The sequence below is a fragment of the Kocuria atrinae C3-8 genome (assembly GCF_000286355.1).
In the GTDB taxonomy this organism is placed as follows: domain Bacteria; phylum Actinomycetota; class Actinomycetes; order Actinomycetales; family Micrococcaceae; genus Kocuria; species Kocuria atrinae_A.
Window position 1 is genome coordinate 39,439 of the sequence record NZ_AJXN01000002.1, and the last position, 15,712, is coordinate 55,150.

Annotated in this window: 16 protein-coding genes and 3 pseudogenes; 6 read left to right on the forward strand and 13 right to left on the reverse strand. The window is 64.0% G+C overall.

The annotated features are described in order from the left end of the window. Window positions 1-10 precede the first annotated feature (10 nt). The 4 genes from YO9_RS0100435 to YO9_RS16110 form a co-directional block, all read right to left on the reverse strand. A complete protein-coding gene (locus tag YO9_RS0100435) occupies window positions 11-727 on the reverse strand; it encodes an HAD family hydrolase (RefSeq protein WP_262925514.1) in 717 nt (238 codons plus the stop codon). 38 nt (window positions 728-765) lie between these two features. Then, window positions 766-921 (reverse strand): HAD family hydrolase, encoded by a 156-nt coding sequence (locus tag YO9_RS19395; RefSeq protein ID WP_016995709.1) that lies wholly within the window; start codon window positions 919-921, stop codon window positions 766-768. A 103-nt stretch (window positions 922-1,024) separates the two neighbouring features. Continuing rightward, window positions 1,025-1,444, reverse strand: coding sequence for a zinc-binding dehydrogenase (locus tag YO9_RS16105; protein ID WP_262925515.1), 420 nt, complete (start codon window positions 1,442-1,444; stop codon window positions 1,025-1,027). Further along, window positions 1,441-1,971 (reverse strand): quinone oxidoreductase family protein, encoded by a 531-nt coding sequence (locus YO9_RS16110; protein WP_223285885.1) that lies wholly within the window; start codon window positions 1,969-1,971, stop codon window positions 1,441-1,443. Before YO9_RS16110 ends, YO9_RS16105 begins: the two co-directional genes overlap by 4 nt. 73 nt (window positions 1,972-2,044) lie before the next feature. Here YO9_RS16110 and YO9_RS0100445 point away from each other — a divergent pair, with 73 nt between their 5' ends. The 3 genes from YO9_RS0100445 (at window position 2,045) to YO9_RS0100455 (ending at window position 4,499) form a co-directional block, all read left to right on the forward strand. Then, window positions 2,045-2,341: a VOC family protein gene (locus tag YO9_RS0100445; RefSeq protein WP_223285886.1), complete on the forward strand. Its 297-nt coding sequence runs from the start codon at window positions 2,045-2,047 to the stop codon at window positions 2,339-2,341. A gap of 424 nt (window positions 2,342-2,765) precedes the next feature. Beyond that, window positions 2,766-3,203, forward strand: coding sequence for a type IV toxin-antitoxin system AbiEi family antitoxin domain-containing protein (locus tag YO9_RS0100450; protein WP_262925516.1), 438 nt, complete (start codon window positions 2,766-2,768; stop codon window positions 3,201-3,203). Between the two features lie 381 nt (window positions 3,204-3,584). Next, window positions 3,585-4,499, forward strand: coding sequence for a nucleotidyl transferase AbiEii/AbiGii toxin family protein (locus tag YO9_RS0100455; protein ID WP_223285888.1), 915 nt, complete (start codon window positions 3,585-3,587; stop codon window positions 4,497-4,499). Between the two features lie 227 nt (window positions 4,500-4,726). Here the strand turns inward: YO9_RS0100455 and YO9_RS0100460 are convergent, their stop codons facing one another. The 6 genes and pseudogenes from YO9_RS0100460 to YO9_RS0100485 form a co-directional block, all read right to left on the reverse strand. Next, the gene (locus YO9_RS0100460) at window positions 4,727-5,635 is read right to left on the reverse strand and encodes an SDR family NAD(P)-dependent oxidoreductase (RefSeq protein ID WP_223285889.1); all 909 of its coding nucleotides are present in this window, start codon (window positions 5,633-5,635) and stop codon (window positions 4,727-4,729) included. A gap of 62 nt (window positions 5,636-5,697) precedes the next feature. After that, window positions 5,698-6,117: an NUDIX domain-containing protein gene (locus tag YO9_RS0100465; protein ID WP_016995713.1), complete on the reverse strand. Its 420-nt coding sequence runs from the start codon at window positions 6,115-6,117 to the stop codon at window positions 5,698-5,700. Then, window positions 6,114-6,557, reverse strand: coding sequence for a hypothetical protein (locus tag YO9_RS0100470; protein ID WP_016995714.1), 444 nt, complete (start codon window positions 6,555-6,557; stop codon window positions 6,114-6,116). The genes YO9_RS0100465 and YO9_RS0100470 overlap by 4 nt, the downstream gene beginning before the upstream one ends. A gap of 325 nt (window positions 6,558-6,882) precedes the next feature. Further along, window positions 6,883-7,458 carry a hypothetical protein gene (locus YO9_RS0100475; RefSeq protein ID WP_016995715.1) on the reverse strand — a complete coding sequence of 192 codons (576 nt, stop codon included), beginning with the start codon at window positions 7,456-7,458 and terminating at the stop codon, window positions 6,883-6,885. Window positions 7,459-7,489: 31 nt separating this feature from the next. Further along, window positions 7,490-8,063: pseudogene (locus YO9_RS0100480) on the reverse strand (DapH/DapD/GlmU-related protein). Between the two features lie 17 nt (window positions 8,064-8,080). Continuing rightward, a complete protein-coding gene (locus YO9_RS0100485) occupies window positions 8,081-9,103 on the reverse strand; it encodes a zinc-dependent alcohol dehydrogenase family protein (protein ID WP_031272401.1) in 1,023 nt (340 codons plus the stop codon). Window positions 9,104-9,195: 92 nt separating this feature from the next. On the opposite strand from YO9_RS0100485, the pseudogene YO9_RS21180 reads away from it, so the two are divergent. From YO9_RS21180 to YO9_RS0100495, 3 genes and pseudogenes are all read left to right on the forward strand, one after another. Next, window positions 9,196-9,372 (forward strand): annotated as a pseudogene (locus YO9_RS21180) (MerR family transcriptional regulator); the annotation flags it as partial. 26 nt (window positions 9,373-9,398) lie between these two features. After that, window positions 9,399-9,638 carry a MerR family transcriptional regulator gene (locus YO9_RS16125; RefSeq protein WP_016995718.1) on the forward strand — a complete coding sequence of 80 codons (240 nt, stop codon included), beginning with the start codon at window positions 9,399-9,401 and terminating at the stop codon, window positions 9,636-9,638. Between the two features lie 213 nt (window positions 9,639-9,851). Continuing rightward, window positions 9,852-10,478, forward strand: coding sequence for a hypothetical protein (locus YO9_RS0100495; protein ID WP_016995720.1), 627 nt, complete (start codon window positions 9,852-9,854; stop codon window positions 10,476-10,478). A gap of 92 nt (window positions 10,479-10,570) precedes the next feature. Here the strand turns inward: YO9_RS0100495 and xdhC are convergent, their stop codons facing one another. The 3 genes and pseudogenes from xdhC to YO9_RS0100510 all read right to left on the reverse strand — a co-directional run bounded on the left by xdhC (window position 10,571) and on the right by YO9_RS0100510 (window position 15,468). Further along, complete coding sequence (xdhC, locus tag YO9_RS0100500; RefSeq protein WP_016995721.1) at window positions 10,571-11,383, reverse strand: xanthine dehydrogenase accessory protein XdhC; 813 nt, start codon at window positions 11,381-11,383, stop codon at window positions 10,571-10,573. A gap of 29 nt (window positions 11,384-11,412) precedes the next feature. Further along, window positions 11,413-13,959 carry a xanthine dehydrogenase molybdopterin binding subunit gene (xdhB, locus tag YO9_RS0100505; protein ID WP_223285891.1) on the reverse strand — a complete coding sequence of 849 codons (2,547 nt, stop codon included), beginning with the start codon at window positions 13,957-13,959 and terminating at the stop codon, window positions 11,413-11,415. Then, window positions 13,956-15,468: pseudogene (locus tag YO9_RS0100510) on the reverse strand (xanthine dehydrogenase small subunit). Before YO9_RS0100510 ends, xdhB begins: the two are co-directional and overlap by 4 nt. Window positions 15,469-15,712 lie beyond the last annotated feature (244 nt).

Genomic DNA, 15,712 nt, shown 5'->3' on the forward strand with positions numbered 1-15,712 from the left:
AGAGGCGGGGCTATGTAAGGGTGCGGCCCGTTGGGTTGGTGGGGCGGGCGGCGTCGTCGGTCTCGTTGGTTTCGGGATGGGGCGCCTCGCTGAGGCCCGGGACGTCGCTCGTGTCGACGTCGAAGTAGCGGGACAGGACGCGGGCGATGCCTTCGTCGTCGTGGGAGGTGGTCACCAGGTCGGCCGCTGCCTTGGCCTCGGGGATGCCGTTGCCCATGGCGACGCCGAGCCCCGCGGTGCGCAGCATTCCGATGTCGTTGCCGTTGTCGCCGAACGCCATGACGCGGGACAGCGGGATGCCTTCGGCCTCGCAGTAGTCGGTGATGGCGGAACCCTTGTGGATGCCGGCGGCGGTGGCTTCCAAGTACAAGGGCGAGGAGTAGGCCAGTTCTACCTGGTCACCGTATGTCCGGTTGAGCTCGTCCAGCAGCGGATCGGTGATGTCCCGCTCGCCCACGAGGAGCACCTTGGTCGGTTTGACGTCCAGCTCGGTCAGATCGTCGACGTGGCGGATGCTCAGTTTGTTGCTGGTGGCTTCATGCTGCGCGTGGGTGTCGGATGGGTCCTCGACCAGCAGCTCGTCCTCGTGCGGGATCATGACCAAGACGTCATGCCTCTTGGCCACGGCAATCAGCGCCCGAGCAATGTTCAGCGGCATGGGATGGCGGGCGATTTCGCGGTTCGTGGCCTGATCCACCACGATCGAGCCGTTCATTCCCGCGAGCACCAGATCCTGCCCGAGGTTCAGCTTGCTCGCGAGCCCCTTCAGCCCGGGAATCGGCGGCCCGAGGCCAACATGATGCGCGTCCCGGCCGCGCGCATGGCCTCGAAAGCACGCCGCGTCCCCGGCTGCAGGTCCTTGGTACTGTCCAGCAGGGTGCCGTCCATGTCGAAGGCGACCAGTTGATACTCGGGGGGCATTCTTGGTTCTCCTGTTGCGGTCTACCGCAGTTGCTCACGCGGGACGGGTTGCGGAGCCAGCCCTTGCTGACTCCGCTCAACCCTAATGGCCCCGACTTTGCGCTCAGAACGTCAGGACCAACCGCCCGCGCACGCCGCCCTCCTGGAAGCGCCGGTGAGCTTCCGTCGCCTGCTCGGCGGGCAACGTGTCGGCCACTTCCAGGGTGACGACGCCGCTCTCCACCAGTTCGCGCAGCGCGTCCAGTTTGTCGCCGTGATGGTATTCATCGCCCACCCAGACGATGTGGAACGTGAGGTCGCTGTCCTCCGGCCCCTTCCAGAAGCGAACCGTGGCGAAGCCTCCCCCGGAGCGAACGGCGGGCACTGCGAGCTCGTTCATCACCGCGGCATCGACCAAGCCGTCCACACCGTCCGGGTAGATCTCGCGGACCTTGTCGGGGAAATCATCGCCCCGCTCCACCACATGATCAGCGCCCAAGGCGACCACGCGCTCACGGTCCTTTGGGGCGGCGTCGGCGATCACCGTGAGGCCCTGGAGCTTGGCCAGCTGAACGACGTACCCACCCAGGTGCCCGCCGCGCCGGTCACGCCCAAGACCTGGCCGGGGTCGAGGTCCAGTTTCTCCAACGCTTGGAGGGCAGTAAGCCCGTTCATGGGCAACGTGCTGGCTTCTTCCAGCGATCGGCCTTCGGGGATCCTAGCCAGAGAGTCCGCATCCGCGACCAGGTATTCGACGTATGCGCCTCCGTGGCCCCGCAACGGGATCGCGATGGCCATGACGTGATCACCCACGGACCACGGGGAAGTATCCAGCTCCGCCGTGGGCTCGCCGACCTCGTCAATCACACCCGCCGCATCCATCCCCGGGACGTGCGGAGCGGGCAGCTGGGCGGGAGCGCCGTTACCCTGCCGCGTCTCAGTGTCCGTGGGATTGACCGCTGCAGCCTTCACGGCGATCCGAACTTCCCCGGGCCCGGCATGAGGCTCCGGAACGTCGTGGATGTCGAGGACCTCGGGCCCTCCGAATTCTGTAAATCCAATGATTCGCATACTTACGTTAACGACTCAGGTCGACAGGAATTCCTGCGGGACATTGTGTGCGCGGGAGGTCTAGGCTTGCCTCATGGGTATCCAACGGATGGACAACGTGGCCATCGTCGTCAAGGACCTGGATGGCGCCGTGGACTTCTTCACCGAGCTGGGCATGGAGCTGGAGGGGCGCACACCCATCGAGGGGCTCTTTGCGGATCAGACCGTTGGTATTGACGGGATTCGTAGCGAGATCGCCATGATGCGCACCCCGGACGGGCATGGCCGAGTGGAGCTGACGACGTACCACTCCCCCGCGCTCATCACGCCGGAGCCGCTCGCGCCGCGCCGAACACCGTGGGCTGCACCGCATCATGTTCGCGGTCGATGACATCGACGACACCATCGCCCGCCTGCGACCCACGGCGCCGAGCTTCTGGGCGAGGTCGCCAACTACGAGAACGTCTACCGCCTCTGTTACCTCCGCGGGCCCGAGGGCATCATCGTGGCGCTGGCGGAGCAGGTCGGCTAGCTCCCATTGCGGGGCTTGGGCGGACGACGCCGCTCAGGTGGGACGACGCCGCTAGCTCGCCTTAGGTCTTGGTCACGAAGGTTCCAGTCACCCTGGAGCCACCTTCCGTGCCCCATGATGGCTTGGGAGTGACATAAATCTGACCGGTCATGATCTTCTGCGACCGACGTCGACTGGTACTTCAATAGTTACGTTTTCAAGATTGATTCTACGGATTAGTACTGCATTAGTTACAGTATTATGTTACTTTTGCAGTATGAAGGCCATCGAGGTTGTGCGGCGCGTGCAGGAGGTCTCCGCAGATCAGTGGGGACTCTTCACCACGGCCCAGGCCAAGCAGCAAGGCATCATCGGCACTGAGCTTTCACGTGCTGCACAGGCTGGTCAGATTGAACCGATCACCCACGGGGTTTACCGACTGGCTGGAGTTCCATCCGACGAGTTTGATGGCATTCGCGCAGCGTGGCTCAGCACCGATCCGAAACGACCCGCCTATGAACGGCTGAACGATGAAGATCCGGTGGTCGTCTCGGGTTCGAGTGCCGCCTGGCTCCATGGCATAGGAGACCTTCAACCGAGCCTTACCAGTTCAGTTCGCCAGCTCGTCGACAAACCCGCAGACCAGACGTCCGTTTCAGACGGCGCAATGTGCCACCTGAATTCAGGACCGTGTCGCAGGGCCTACCGGTCACTACGGTTGAACAGACCATTGCCGATCTAGTTCACGCCAGAACGGATCTGTCGCTGATCTCCAATTGCCTCGTGGATGCCACGCAGCGCCCTGGATTTGATATCGACACACTTGCGAATGCACTTGACCCCCAGCATCACGATCGAGGCGTTGAAGAACGGGACCAACTACTTCGACATGCTGGTCTAGATTCAGAATCAGTCATCCGTAAACTCCAGGATTCACCCATCGGAGTTGAGATTGCGGCCCGTGCGATCCGACCTCTCATGGACGACCTGAAGCGACGAGATCTTCTGACAAAGATCGACCACTCATGGGTCAATCAGAATCTTCTGAGAAACGTTGAACTGCCCAAGGGCCTTATGCCCGAGTTCGATGTTCCCCTGCCACCGATCGCTCCGCTAGACAGACATGAACGCCAGAAGTAGTTACTCGACTCCGACCGCCACCAAGCGCGCAATCAACGATGCGGCCCGTCAAGCACGGCGGGAGAACCCCAAACTGTCAGTAGATGCCTTGATCCGGCAGGAGTACTTCAATCGTTTCTTGTCGAGGGTCTTTTCCGAAGGCCAATCATCGGAATGGTTGTTGAAGGGTGGCACCGCCATGCTGGCACGTGTGCCCGCAACAAGGACCACACTAGATATTGACCTGCTTGGAAAAATGAAGGATCTGGATGCGGCTCTCGCTGAGCTGCTGAGGATCGCCAAGATCGACCTCAATGATCACTTTCGGTTTGTATTCACGCGCTCCCAGTCGATTACCGCGGGCGAAGCACAGGAATACACCGACGGTCTCCGAGTCACTTTTGACATCTACATTGGTCCCCAACGACAGGGCAAGCTGAATGTGGATCTCGTTGTTGGAACCATGCCCATCGGTCCCGCCGAAGTACAGAGTCCCGCGAGTGGACTGCACATGACAAAGCTGCAGAACTACCCTTACCGGCTGTGCCCAATCTCCCACCAGCTTGCCGACAAAATATGCGCGACGATGAGCACCTACAGCGGCCTGCCCTCCACCCGAGAAAAGGACCTCGTGGACCTAGTCGTTGCTGCCACCAGCCAGGAGCTCCGCATTGATGCGCACCTCCTCGGGCAAGCGATACTTCTTGAATCTTCACGACGCCGTTTGGCAACATTTGATCGCTTCGAAGTCCCTGCCAACTGGGGGCCTCGTTACAACAGCATGATTCGCTCGCTGCCCAGTTCAATTAGACGCCCAGATATCCACGAAGCCTTGGAACTCATGCAGCTGTTTGTGGACCCAGTACTGGCAGGGAATGCAACCGGATTTTGGTCGCCCACTGACCTGTCCTGGGGGTAGCGACTCTTAGCATGGTTCGTGCGGACTCAAACGCGACGAGTCCAGTCACTCCGGAGCCACTTCCGCCGCCCCAAGGCGGCTCGGGAGTGCCTCAAATCTTGCCGGTGGCCTGGGGATGTCTCAGATCTCACGGCTGCATTGTGGCCGCAAACAACCCAGTCCCTAAAGGTGCATTTCAGAGGCCTCATGTGGCATTTTTCGGGACTGGAATGTTCAGCAAGGAAGGCTCACGCCAAATCCGTGCCGGTTTCCCGCACGCCCAGCGCCCATACCTCTTCAGCACTCGTGGCAGAGGTCCCGCGCGGTGACACCGACTGCACCTCCGGCCTCCCCTTCCACTTCATGAATCCGTCCGGTCCCACGTAACTCAGCGGAGCGAGGTCACCCAGAGCGGCCTCAGCGAGGGGGCGAGCGCCGTCGGCGGCGGACTGCGAGAACGGCGAGGTGACCACGACGATTGCCCGATCCAGCAGTTTGCTCCCCGTGACGTTCTGAATTCCTGTCGCCGCCCAACCGGGATGAGCGAGCGTCACCAGCGCGCGCGATCCGAGGCGTTCCTGTAGCGCCCGGGCCCACAGCATGTCGCACAGTTTGGACTGGGCGTAGGCGGACATGGGGTTCCACCGGCGTGCGCGGAAATGCGGATCATCCAGGTCCACGCGCCCCACCTTGTACGAGTCGGACCCCGTGATCACGATTCGCTCACGCACCCGGTGAGCCACCAAGTTGGTCAGCGCGAAAGGTCCCAGGAAGTTGGTGCCGAGCAGCATCTCGAATCCATCGGCTGTCTCGCGCCGTCTCGGAGATACAACACCGGCGTTGTTGATGAGAACGTCGATGTCAGTGGTGAGTGAGTCGGCGAATCGCCGCACAGAAGCAAGGTCCGCAAGATCCATGTGCGGCGTCTCGAGACGCCCCGCGCCTTTCCCAGCGGCCGCTACTAACGACGCCGCTCTCTCCCGATTCCGTGCTGGTGCCACTACCGTGCCGCCAGCAGCAGCTACCGCGAGCGCTAGCTCCTCACCGATCCCGCTGGTCGCGCCAGTGATGAGCCAGGTGCGACCCAATTGGTCGGGGAGGTCGAGGGTGGTCAACGGAGGTGGATTCATACCCCAACGGTAGGCGCCGAGATCCACGTTCTGGCCATTGGGCCACGGTCCGGCCGGAGGCGCTGCGCGCCGGCGTTGCTGAGCCGCGCTTACAGCTGCGGATTGAGAATCCCGTAACCCCGACGGATGCTCTGCTCGTATTCCTCGGACAAATTGGCCGGCAGGTCAGCTACGTGAAACCACTGCAAGGAGACGTGTTCCTCGCTCAGAATCAGTTGATATGCGGAAGACAACTCCGCCGCGTAAATCACCAGGACAACCTTCTTTGTCGGAACGGGTTCGAAGAGCGTCGCATGAGCCAGGCGTAATTCACCGAGTTCTAGACCCGTCTCCTCGGAGGCCTCCCTGCGAGCTGTCTCTTCCAGGGACTCATCATCGGCGGTTGGCCACCCGCCGACGAGTTCCCACTCATCGCGTGGGTTCAAGGCGAGTAGGGTCTTGGCGCCGTTGAAAATCGCGACCTTCACACTGGTGTGGATGAAGTACCAGCCCGTCTCGCCATCGATCATGCGTGCTTCTCCAACCGTTGGCGCAAACGTTCGAGTCCCTGTCCGATGAACTGCAGGTATCCATCCCGTTCGAATTCCTGCAGCGCAGATTCTCCTGCTTCGAGATGTTTCCGAGCATCCTCCGCTCTTCCCATCCGGAGGTAGCCGTCCCCCACGTTCAGGTGCAGGCTCGGCGCGAATCCCTTGGCGCTGGGAACACCGATCGGGGCGAGACCGGCATCAGAAACATCAGCGAATTCAGCAAGTGCGCGCTCATCCCACTCGACTTCGGCTGCGACATCGGATTGCAGGTCAGCGAGGTAATGGGCAATGACGCACCGTTGCGCGTGATCGGACGGCATCGTGTCGGCCCAGCACTTCCGCAATGCTTGTTCGCCCGGTCCTTTGTCACCGCTCAACGTCAACTGCACGGCGTCTAGAACTGCAGTCCACTCGATCATTTGCCCAGTATCCCTGTCACCCGTGCCAAGGACCCGCAATTTGATCGACGTTGCGACCCTCGGAGCTGGGCCGCTGCCAACTGATCGACGGTAGAGCCTCAGAATTCGGTTTTCGGGGTCGATACGTCGATCAGGGTGCAGGCCCCTCGGCGAGGTGGGTCTTTACGTCGATCACGGTGCACGCGTGGCAGCGATGAAGGTTCTAACGTCGACCGGCGTGCAGCATTCAGATCAACTGTGGTCCTCACGTCGATTCGCCTGCAGGCACCGCAGGGGCGAGGGTCCGAACGTGGATCACCGTGCAGACGCGCTAGCAGCGTGGGCTCTACCGTGCATCAGATTGCGGCGACTCAGCCGCACGGGCTTCGTATCGACGATCGAACTCCTCCGAAACCACATAAAGCGCTGCGGTTCCAAGGCCCATGACCACCCGAGGATACGGAACGTACAGTTTGCGCAGTCCACGCTCGGCGGCGTCATCGAACCAGAACGAGAACCGGAACACGCCATAGGTACAAGCCGCAACAGCCGTGGCAAGACCAATCCGCATCACCGGGTTGCTGTCCAACTTCTCGGACTCCGGCTTCGAGGCATCGAACTTCCCGGTGCTGGTTCGTTCGGTGCCGGCGTGCTCGACGCTGTCACCGTGGACATTCACAGTCTCGGCACCAACATCCTCGGGTGCAGCCTTTTCCGACCCGGCCCAGCCCGAAGTCGCCTTTTCAAGCTTCGACGCCACCCCCGGAACCGCCATCAATGTGAAGATCCCAGCCGCCGATCCCCAGGTCAGCGTGTGACGCACCCACGCCGGGTACTTCCGCGCGGGGATGAGGGTCAATGCCCCGCCGGCGATCGCCTGAAACCATAGGTTCTTGGTACTGGTCGTCTTCGTCTCTGCCATACATCCACCCTAGAACTTGCCCGCCGCGCAGTCAGCCCTCCATTGGCACCGAGCGCACCACCTTGGCCGGAGAACCAACACCACCGAATTGGCGGGGACATCCTTGGTGACCACGGAGGCGGCGGCGACCACAGCGCCGTCGCCAATCGTGACGCCGGGCAGGACCGTGACGTTCGACCCCAGCCACACGCGCTTGCCAATCACAATGGGCGCGGGGTGCATGTCCGCGCGGCGGGCGGGATCCATGTCGTGGTTGAGGGTCGCCAGCAGGCGTTGTGGCCGATCAGCGAATCGTCGCCGATGGTCACCCCGCCCTGATCCTGGAACTTGCAGCCGGAGTTGATGAATATCCGCTCCCCCAGCGTGATGTTCTTGCCGAAATCGCTGTAGAACGGCGGGAACAGCGCCACCGATTCGTGCACGGGTTTGCCGATCAATTGCGCCAGCAGCTCGAGTACGCGCGTGGGTTCGTGGTAGCTGCCATTGAGTTCCGCGGTCACACGCAGCGCGTCCTGGCTGGCCCGATGCATCACAGCGTGCAGTGGCGAACCGCCGGTGATGGTCTCGCCGGAGTTGAGTGCGGCGAGCAGATCGTCGAGTTCCATGGTTTATCTCCTGAACGTCAGGGCTTGAGCAGCACCTTGATGGCCTTACGTTCGTCCATGGCCTGGTACCCCTCGGCGGCACGGTCGAGCGGAAGTTCGAGGTCAAAGACCTTGCCCGGTTCGATCTTGCGATCCCAGATCAGCTGGATCAACTCGGGCAGGAACCGCCGCACCGGCGCGGGCCCGCCGTGCAGGTGCACCAGCCCGAAGAACAGTTCCAGGCCGTTGAGCAAGACGTCGTGCGAGACGCCCACGTAGCCCACATGCCCGCCGGGCCGGGTCGACTGGACAGCCTGCATCATGGATTCCTGGGTGCCCACAGCCTCGATCACGCTGTCCGCGCCCAGCCCGTCGGTGAGCTCCTTGATTTTCTCGACGCCGGCCTCGCCACGCTCCTCCACGATGTCCGTGGCCCCGAATTCCTTGGCGAGCTTCTGGCGGGATTCGTGACGGCTCATCGCGATGATTTTCTCCGCTCCCAGTTGCTTGGCGGCCAGCACTGCCATGAGGCCGACGGCGCCGTCCCCGACTACCGCAACAGACTTGCCCGGTCCCACCTCGGCTGCCACAGCTCCGAACCATCCGGTTCCCAGCACGTCAGAGGCGGCGAGCAACGAGGGGATCAGATCGTCGTCGGGCTGGCCCGGGGTGGCGACCAGAGTGCCGTCGGCGTAGGGAATGCGCGCGTACTCGGCCTGGGTCCCAATCTGGCCATCGACGAAAATGCCGTTGACACAGCGGGACTGGTACCCGTTGGTGCAGATGGGGCACGTGTTGTCCGAGATGACGAACGAGCCGACCACGAAATCTCCGGGCTTCACGGTCTTGACGTCGTCACCGATCTGCTCGACCACTCCCACGTATTCGTGACCCATGAGCTGGTTCTCGGCGGGGTCTGCGCCGCGGTAGGGCCACAAGTCGGAACCGCATACGCACGCGGCGACGATCTTGATGACCGCGTCCGTGGGTTCCTGGATGGTGGGATCTTCGCGTTCTTCCACCCGGACGTCGCCCGGTCCGTGCAGTACTACTCCGCGCATGGTGCTCTCCTCAAAATCTTGGTCAGTGGTTTGATAGTCACAGTTGAAGTTCACTTCAAGTCAAGGACCCGGCAAAAGTTTTTGGAGACGCCATGACCTACACCATCGGAGAGACCGCAGAACTACTGGGTGTTCCGGCCTCGACCATGCGCTACTACGACAAGGAGGGGTTGCTCCCGGAGCTGTCCCGCGGCGCCGGCGGACGACGAGCGTTCGAAGACAAGGACCTCGAGGCCCTCAAAGTCATCGACTGCCTGAAGCAATCCGGCTTCACATCAGCGAGATTCGCCAATTCATGCAGTGGTACCAGCAAGGTGATGAGACGCTCAAGCAGCGCCAGGAGCTGTTCCAGAACTGCCGGACCTCGGTACTCGAACAAATGGAACAGCTCCAACGCACCCTGGAGATCGTCGAGTACAAGTGCTGGTACTACGAAGCGGCCACAAGCCTCGGCTCCGAGCAAGCCGTCATTGACCTCCCGGAGGACCAGATTCCCGCGCGCATCCGGGGTTATAGGGACCGGCTCGAGGTCTGAGTGAAGAGCCTGCCCAGCCCCGGTCGCGGCCCCGCCCAGTCCCAGTCCCGGTCTCAGTCGCGGCGCCGGACCAACAGGTCCAAGGAGAAACGCGGCAAGACGCAGAAACCCGGAAACGCGGAGCTATTGCGCCTGGTCACATTTCCCGACCTGGGTTTATCGAACGGCATCCGTGTGTTTTCATGGAATGTCATCGATTTGTGAAGGTCCCCCATGACGATTTCCCGCCGAACCCTCGCGAAAGGCACGGTCTGGGCCGCACCGGTAGTCATGGTCTCCGCTGCCGCCCCGGCCATTGCCGCCTCGCCTCAATGCCAGCGCTTCGTGAGTGGACAGCCCCTGCCCGCAGCTGCGTTCGAGGTCACCTACATCAACATCACCAACGAAACCCTGGGTGATCTGGTCTCCAACAAGCGGGTGTATCTGGACTTCGGTTTCAAGATCAGCGCGGATGCCGCAGCATGCGGAGTCACCTCGGGGTCGATCAACTCTGGCAACGGAGGTGGTACGTCACGGTTCAGGCTGTCCAACGGCAACACATACGACGTCACCAACGGAACGGCCGTTGCGGCCAACGGAACCGTGGGGCGCACTGACGGAACCTGCCAAGGCGGACTGAACGGGACTCAAGCGTGCGGCACCACGTTCGCCTCGCCCTATAACGTTCTGGACTCCAAAAGCACCAGTTCCTCCCGGGTCACGGCCGTTTCCCTGTACCGGACAGTAACCGTGCAGGGCTACGGCACCAGCGTCATCTACCTCAACGCCACCGCGTTCCCGACCGGCAGCGGCTCACGTCGCGGCTCGGGTTTCAGCGTCACCTCCACGCCGCTTTTCTGACGACGACGCCGCTCTCCCCCTTCACCTCGCGCCTCACCTCAGCGAGCGCGGAACCACCCAACGGCCGCCTGCTGTCTGAGTCACGGACCGCCTCACGAACCAGACGTCCGCGCTCCCTCGAACACCCGCAGCAGATCCGCCGCAACGCTCACCGCGATGGCCGCTGGCTCCTTACCGGGGATCCCCGGCACGCCGATGGGACACGAGATCTGGTTGATCGCGGCGTCGTCGTGACCTTCGTCGCGCAACCGCTTGCGGAAACGCGACCATTTGGCGGAGGACCCGATCAGTCCCACCGTGCCCAGATCGCCCCGGCGCAGAGCGGCGTCGCACAGGATGAAATCCTCCGAATGGTCGTGACTCATGATGAGCACGTGCGCACCGGCAGGCAGCTCGGCCAGCGTGGATTCCGGCACGGGGCTGTGACGGAGGTGGACCTGAGCGGTGCCGTTGGTGACGTCGGCGAACCGGGCCGGATCCAGCTGATCGGCCCGGCTGTCCACCAGGTGCAGTTGAAGCGGGAAGCGGGACAGCACCCGCGCCAACTCGTAACCCACGTGCCCCACACCGAAGATCGCGACCGACGGCCGCGCCTGCTGCGGTTCGAGCAGCACGCTGACCACGCCGCCGCAGCACTGTCTGCCGTGCTCCACGGTGGCGTGCTCGTTGAGTGAAAACGTCATGGTTTCGGGCTCGGTGGCACCCGAACTCAACAGCTCACGGGCGCGCTCAATCGCGGTCGCCTCCAGATTGCCGCCGCCCACGGTGTCCCAGGTCTGCGACTCACCCACGACCATCTTGGCCCCGGGTGCCCTGGGGGCGTGCCCGCGCACCTCGGTCACGGTGACGAGCACACCCCCGGCCCCCTCCCCGCGCAGGCGCTGCAGGGCATCCAACCAGTCCATGTCAGTCATCCACGTCAGATGGGCAGCCGTCAGCGCGTGGCTGCGGCGGTGGCGTCCGGTGAGTCCTCGGCGGCACTCGTCGAGCGAGCTTCCGCTGAAGTCGCCTCGGTCGACGCCGCTTCGCCAGCAGACACGCCCGTCGCCGACGACGCCGCTCGGTCCCGTCGAGAAGCCGGCGGCTGGGAAGCGCCGTCGTCTGACCGACCCCGGCCCGAAGCGAGCGGCCGCTTCGCGCCGTCGTCCGCGAGCGCCCGCCGTGCGTCCTGAACTGCCCAGAACACGGCCTCGGGAGTGGCCGGGCTGGCGAGCTCGACACTGTGCCCCTCCGGCCCGAACGCCGCCGCGGCCTGCCGCAACGCCTCGCGCACGCTGAACGCCAACATCAGCGGGGGCTCCCCCACGGCCTTGGAGCCATAGACAACGCCGCTCTCGGTCGCCTTCTCGAACAGGTGCACGTTGAACTCTTCGGGCATCTCCGAGAAACTCGGCAGCTTGTACGTGCTCGCGGCCTGGGTGGTGAGGCGACCTCGGGAGGGGCCGTCGGAATCGTCCCAGCGCAGTTCCTCGAGCGTGAGCCAGCCGGCGCCCTGCACGAATCCACCCTCGATCTGCCCGATGTCGATCAGCGGGGACAGGCTGTCGCCCACGTCGTGCACGATGTCCGTCCGCAGCATCCGATACGCACCGGTGAACCCGTCCACCTCCACCTCAGACACGGACGCCCCGTACGAGAAGTACTTGAACGGCTCGCCCTGCATCCGGTCCGCGTCCCAGTGCAGCCCCTCGGTGCGGTAGTAGCCGGCGGCCCACAGGGAGATCCGCTGGAAATAGGCATCGTGGGCCAGCTCGGCAAAGGGCATCTCCTGGTCGTGGAAGCCGATGCCGGTGACCTTGCCGTCGACGAACCGCACGTCGTCGGGATGGATGTTGAACTTGCGCGCGGCGACCTCGGCCAGCCGGTCGCGGATCTGCTCGCACGCGTTTTTGACCGCCCCGCCGTTGAGGTCCGCGCCGGAACTAGCCGCCGTGGCGGAGGTGTTGGGCACCTTGTCCGTGCGCGTGGGCGCCAACCGGACGGTCTCCAGCGGCACGCCCAGTGCGGTGGCGGCCACCTGCCGCATCTTGGTGTGCAGCCCCTGGCCCATCTCCGTGCCACCGTGATTAAAGAGCACGGAGCCGTCTCGGTACACGTGCACGAGCGCACCGGCTTGGTTGAACGCGGTGAGGTTGAACGAGATGCCGAACTTCACCGGGGTCACCGCGAGCGCGCGGCGAGTATCGGTGTGGGTTGCGTTGAATTCCTCGATCTCAGCGCGCCGCTCCCGCACGTCCGCGCGCTGGTGCAGCTGCCCCCAGATCTCGGCCAATCGCTCCGCATGGCGCACCGGCTGACCATAAGGGGTGCTCTGCCCCGACACGTACAGATTGCGAGCGCGCAATTCCGTGGGGTCCAGACCGAGCAGCGGTGCACAGCGACCCAGGATGTCCTCGATGACCAACATGCCCTGCGGCCCACCGAATCCGCGGAAGGCGGTCTGCGAGGTCTTGTTCGTCTTCGCGATTCGACCGCTGACCTCCACATTGGGGATCCAATAGGCGTTGTCGATATGGCACAGTGTCCGCTGCATCACCGGCTCCGAGAGGTCAAGGCTCCAGCCGCCGTCGCTGGTGACGGTGGCGCGCAGTGCTTGGAGGCGGCCGTCGTCGTCGAAGGCCACGTCCCATTCCGCGAGGTACGGGTGGCGCTTGCCGGAAAGGGTGATGTCCTGATTGCGGGTCAGCCGCAGCCGAACGGGCCGTCCGGTCAGCGTCGCCCCCAGCGCGGCAATCGCGGCGAAACCGTGCGGCTGCATTTCCTTACCGCCGAAGCCCCCGCCCATGCGCAGGCACTGCACCGTAACCTCGTGGTTGTCCAGTCCCAACACGTGGGCGACGATTTCCTGGGTCTCGGTGGGGTGCTGCGTGCTGCACTGAACGAACACCTGCCCACCCTCGTCCACGTACGCCAACGACGCGTGGGTCTCCAGGTAGAAGTGTTCCTGCCCACCGAACTCGAACTCCCCACTGAAACGGTGGGTTCCGTTGGCCAGGCCGATTTCGACGTCGCCGCGGCTCACCGTGGGTTGGCGGCCCTGGAAACTGTCTGCGGCAATGGCTTCCCTGACGGTGATCAAGGACGGCAAGGGTTCGTACTGGACCTCAATGGCTTCCGCGCCGAGGCGCGCTGCTTCCAGACTTTCGCCAAGCACCCAGCACACCGCGTGGCCGTAGAACATGACCTCGCTGGGGAAGAGGGGTTCGTCGTGCTTGATGCCGGCGTCGTTGACGCCCGGCACGTCCTCAGCCGTCAACACCCGGACCACCCCGGGCACCTCGAGGGCGGGGGCGACATCCAGCGAGGTCACGCGGGCGTGGGCGTGCGGGGCCTGCAACGGCCAGGCATGGAGCACGTTCTGGTGGCGGACGATGAGGTCGTCGGTGTAGAGCGCGGTGCCCGTGGCGTGATCGGCTGCGTGTTCGTGAGCGACCGAAACGCCGACCACCGGGTTCTCGGGGCGTTCTGCGAGGGATTTCATCGGGAGACCTCCTGAGCCTGGGCGGGCTGTTCCTGCGCCCAGAACTTGAGCAGGGATTGTTCGAGCATGGCCGAGCGGTAGCGGGAGCTGGCCCGCATGTCATCGATCGGGGTGCCTGCTGGGCCATCACGGCCGCGGCATTGACCGCAGTTTCGCGGGTCCACGGCTGTCCGATCAGGGTTTCTTCGACCTCACGTGCACGGATCGGGGTGGCGGCCACGCCACCCAGGCCGATGCGCGCGGAGGTGATGCTGGCGGCGTCGTCGATCTGGATCGCGATGGCCACGGCGACGCTCGAGATGTCGTCGAAGCGGCGCTTGGCGATTTTGTAGAACGCGGCGTGGTTGGCGAGCGGCAGCGGGATGCGCAGGGCGCGGATGATTTCGTCCGGACGGCGCACACTTTCGCGGTAGCCGGTGTAGTACTCGGCGAGCGGGACCTCACGTTCCTTGCCCTTGGAGGCGAGCACCACGGAGGTGTCGAGCGCGAGGAGCACCGGGGCGGAGTCGCCGATGGGCGAGCCCGTGCCCAGGTTCCCGCCGAACGTGGCCGCGTTGCGGATCAGGCGGGACGCGAATTGCGGGAAGAGTTGATCGAGCAGGGGCACCCGGCCAGCCAGGCCTCGTTCGACCTCCGACAGGCTCAGCGCGGCGCCGATTTCGATGTGGTCGTCGCTGACGTTGAGGGTGCGCAGCTCGTCGAGGCGGTCCACGGCCAGCACGAGCGGCGGGCGGACGTGGCGGATGTTGACCTCCACGCCGAGGTCGGTGGCGCCTGCGACCAATCGGACGTCAGAGGCCTCGTCCAGGTGGTTGAAGAGTTCGTCGAGCGTGGCGGGGCGCACGAAGCGCGTGGTCGCCGTATCGATCCGGGTGTAGCTCGGTTTCGGGGCGGGCTGCTCTTGACGACGCCGCAGCAGGTCCGTTTCCTCGGGCTCACCCAGGGCGTAGGCGGCGTCGCGGATGGGGCGGTAGCCGGTGCAGCGGCAGAGGTTGCCGCTCAGGGAGTGCAGGTCAAAGCCGTTGGGTCCGCATTCGTGAGCGGCGGAGTGTTCTTCGCCCTGGACCTCCGTGCCGGATTTCTCGCCGTGGGTGTCATCGGACGGCGTGCGTTCGGGGCGGTAGTACTCCGCGGCCATCGCGCACACGAAGCCGGGGGTGCAGTAGCCGCACTGGGAGCCGCCGCGGGTGGCCATTTCGCGCTGCACCGGATGGAGTTGGCCGGGGCCGCGAGGTCCGGGTGCAGTGCCGAGGCCTTCGGCGGTGACCACTTCCTGCCCGTCGAAGGCGACGGCGGGTGGCAGACACGCGTTGACGGAGGTCCAGCGGGTGCGATCATCGCCGTCCGGCCGTGCGACCAGCACTGCACAGCGCCGCACTCGCCTTCCGCGCAGCCTTCCTTGGCACCGGTCAGACCCTGGTCGCGCAGGAAATCGAGCAAGCGGGTGTGGGGATTGACGCCGGCGAAGCCGCGTTCGTGGCCGTTGATGGTTAAACGGATCTCGCTCATGGCGCTGAACTCCTCGTGACAAGCCACTGACTGCGACGTGGAGTGGATCCGTCCTCAGCTGTACCGGGAGCTCTCTGGCGCCGAATCAGTGCGATTCTTGGTTGCTCGCCCGGTAGATAGTCCGAATCCGGACCCGCCGTAGGCTAGTTTTAGATGTTAGCCAGACCACATTCAGACTGCAAGGTTCTGAATCCCAGCGCGGGTCGCATCCGCCCCGCTGAAGTGCAGGTTCCTTGATCCGCGC

Bases quoted from the DNA above. Each gene is read 5' to 3' on its own strand.
- YO9_RS19395 (WP_016995709.1), bottom strand. From the start codon at position 921: ATGCCCCCCGAGTATCAACTGGTCGCCTTCGACATGGACGGCACCCTG.
- YO9_RS16110 (WP_223285885.1), bottom strand. From the start codon at position 1,971: ATGCGAATCATTGGATTTACAGAATTCGGAGGGCCCGAGGTCCTCGAC.
- YO9_RS0100445 (WP_223285886.1), top strand. From the start codon at position 2,045: ATGGGTATCCAACGGATGGACAACGTGGCCATCGTCGTCAAGGACCTG.
- YO9_RS0100455 (WP_223285888.1), top strand. From the start codon at position 3,585: ATGAACGCCAGAAGTAGTTACTCGACTCCGACCGCCACCAAGCGCGCA.
- YO9_RS0100465 (WP_016995713.1), bottom strand. From the start codon at position 6,117: ATGATCGATGGCGAGACGGGCTGGTACTTCATCCACACCAGTGTGAAG.
- YO9_RS0100470 (WP_016995714.1), bottom strand. From the start codon at position 6,557: ATGATCGAGTGGACTGCAGTTCTAGACGCCGTGCAGTTGACGTTGAGC.
- YO9_RS0100475 (WP_016995715.1), bottom strand. From the start codon at position 7,458: ATGGCAGAGACGAAGACGACCAGTACCAAGAACCTATGGTTTCAGGCG.
- YO9_RS0100485 (WP_031272401.1), bottom strand. From the start codon at position 9,103: ATGCGCGGAGTAGTACTGCACGGACCGGGCGACGTCCGGGTGGAAGAA.
- YO9_RS16125 (WP_016995718.1), top strand. From the start codon at position 9,399: ATGCAGTGGTACCAGCAAGGTGATGAGACGCTCAAGCAGCGCCAGGAG.
- YO9_RS0100495 (WP_016995720.1), top strand. From the start codon at position 9,852: ATGACGATTTCCCGCCGAACCCTCGCGAAAGGCACGGTCTGGGCCGCA.
- xdhC (WP_016995721.1), bottom strand. From the start codon at position 11,383: ATGGACTGGTTGGATGCCCTGCAGCGCCTGCGCGGGGAGGGGGCCGGG.
- xdhB (WP_223285891.1), bottom strand. From the start codon at position 13,959: ATGAAATCCCTCGCAGAACGCCCCGAGAACCCGGTGGTCGGCGTTTCG.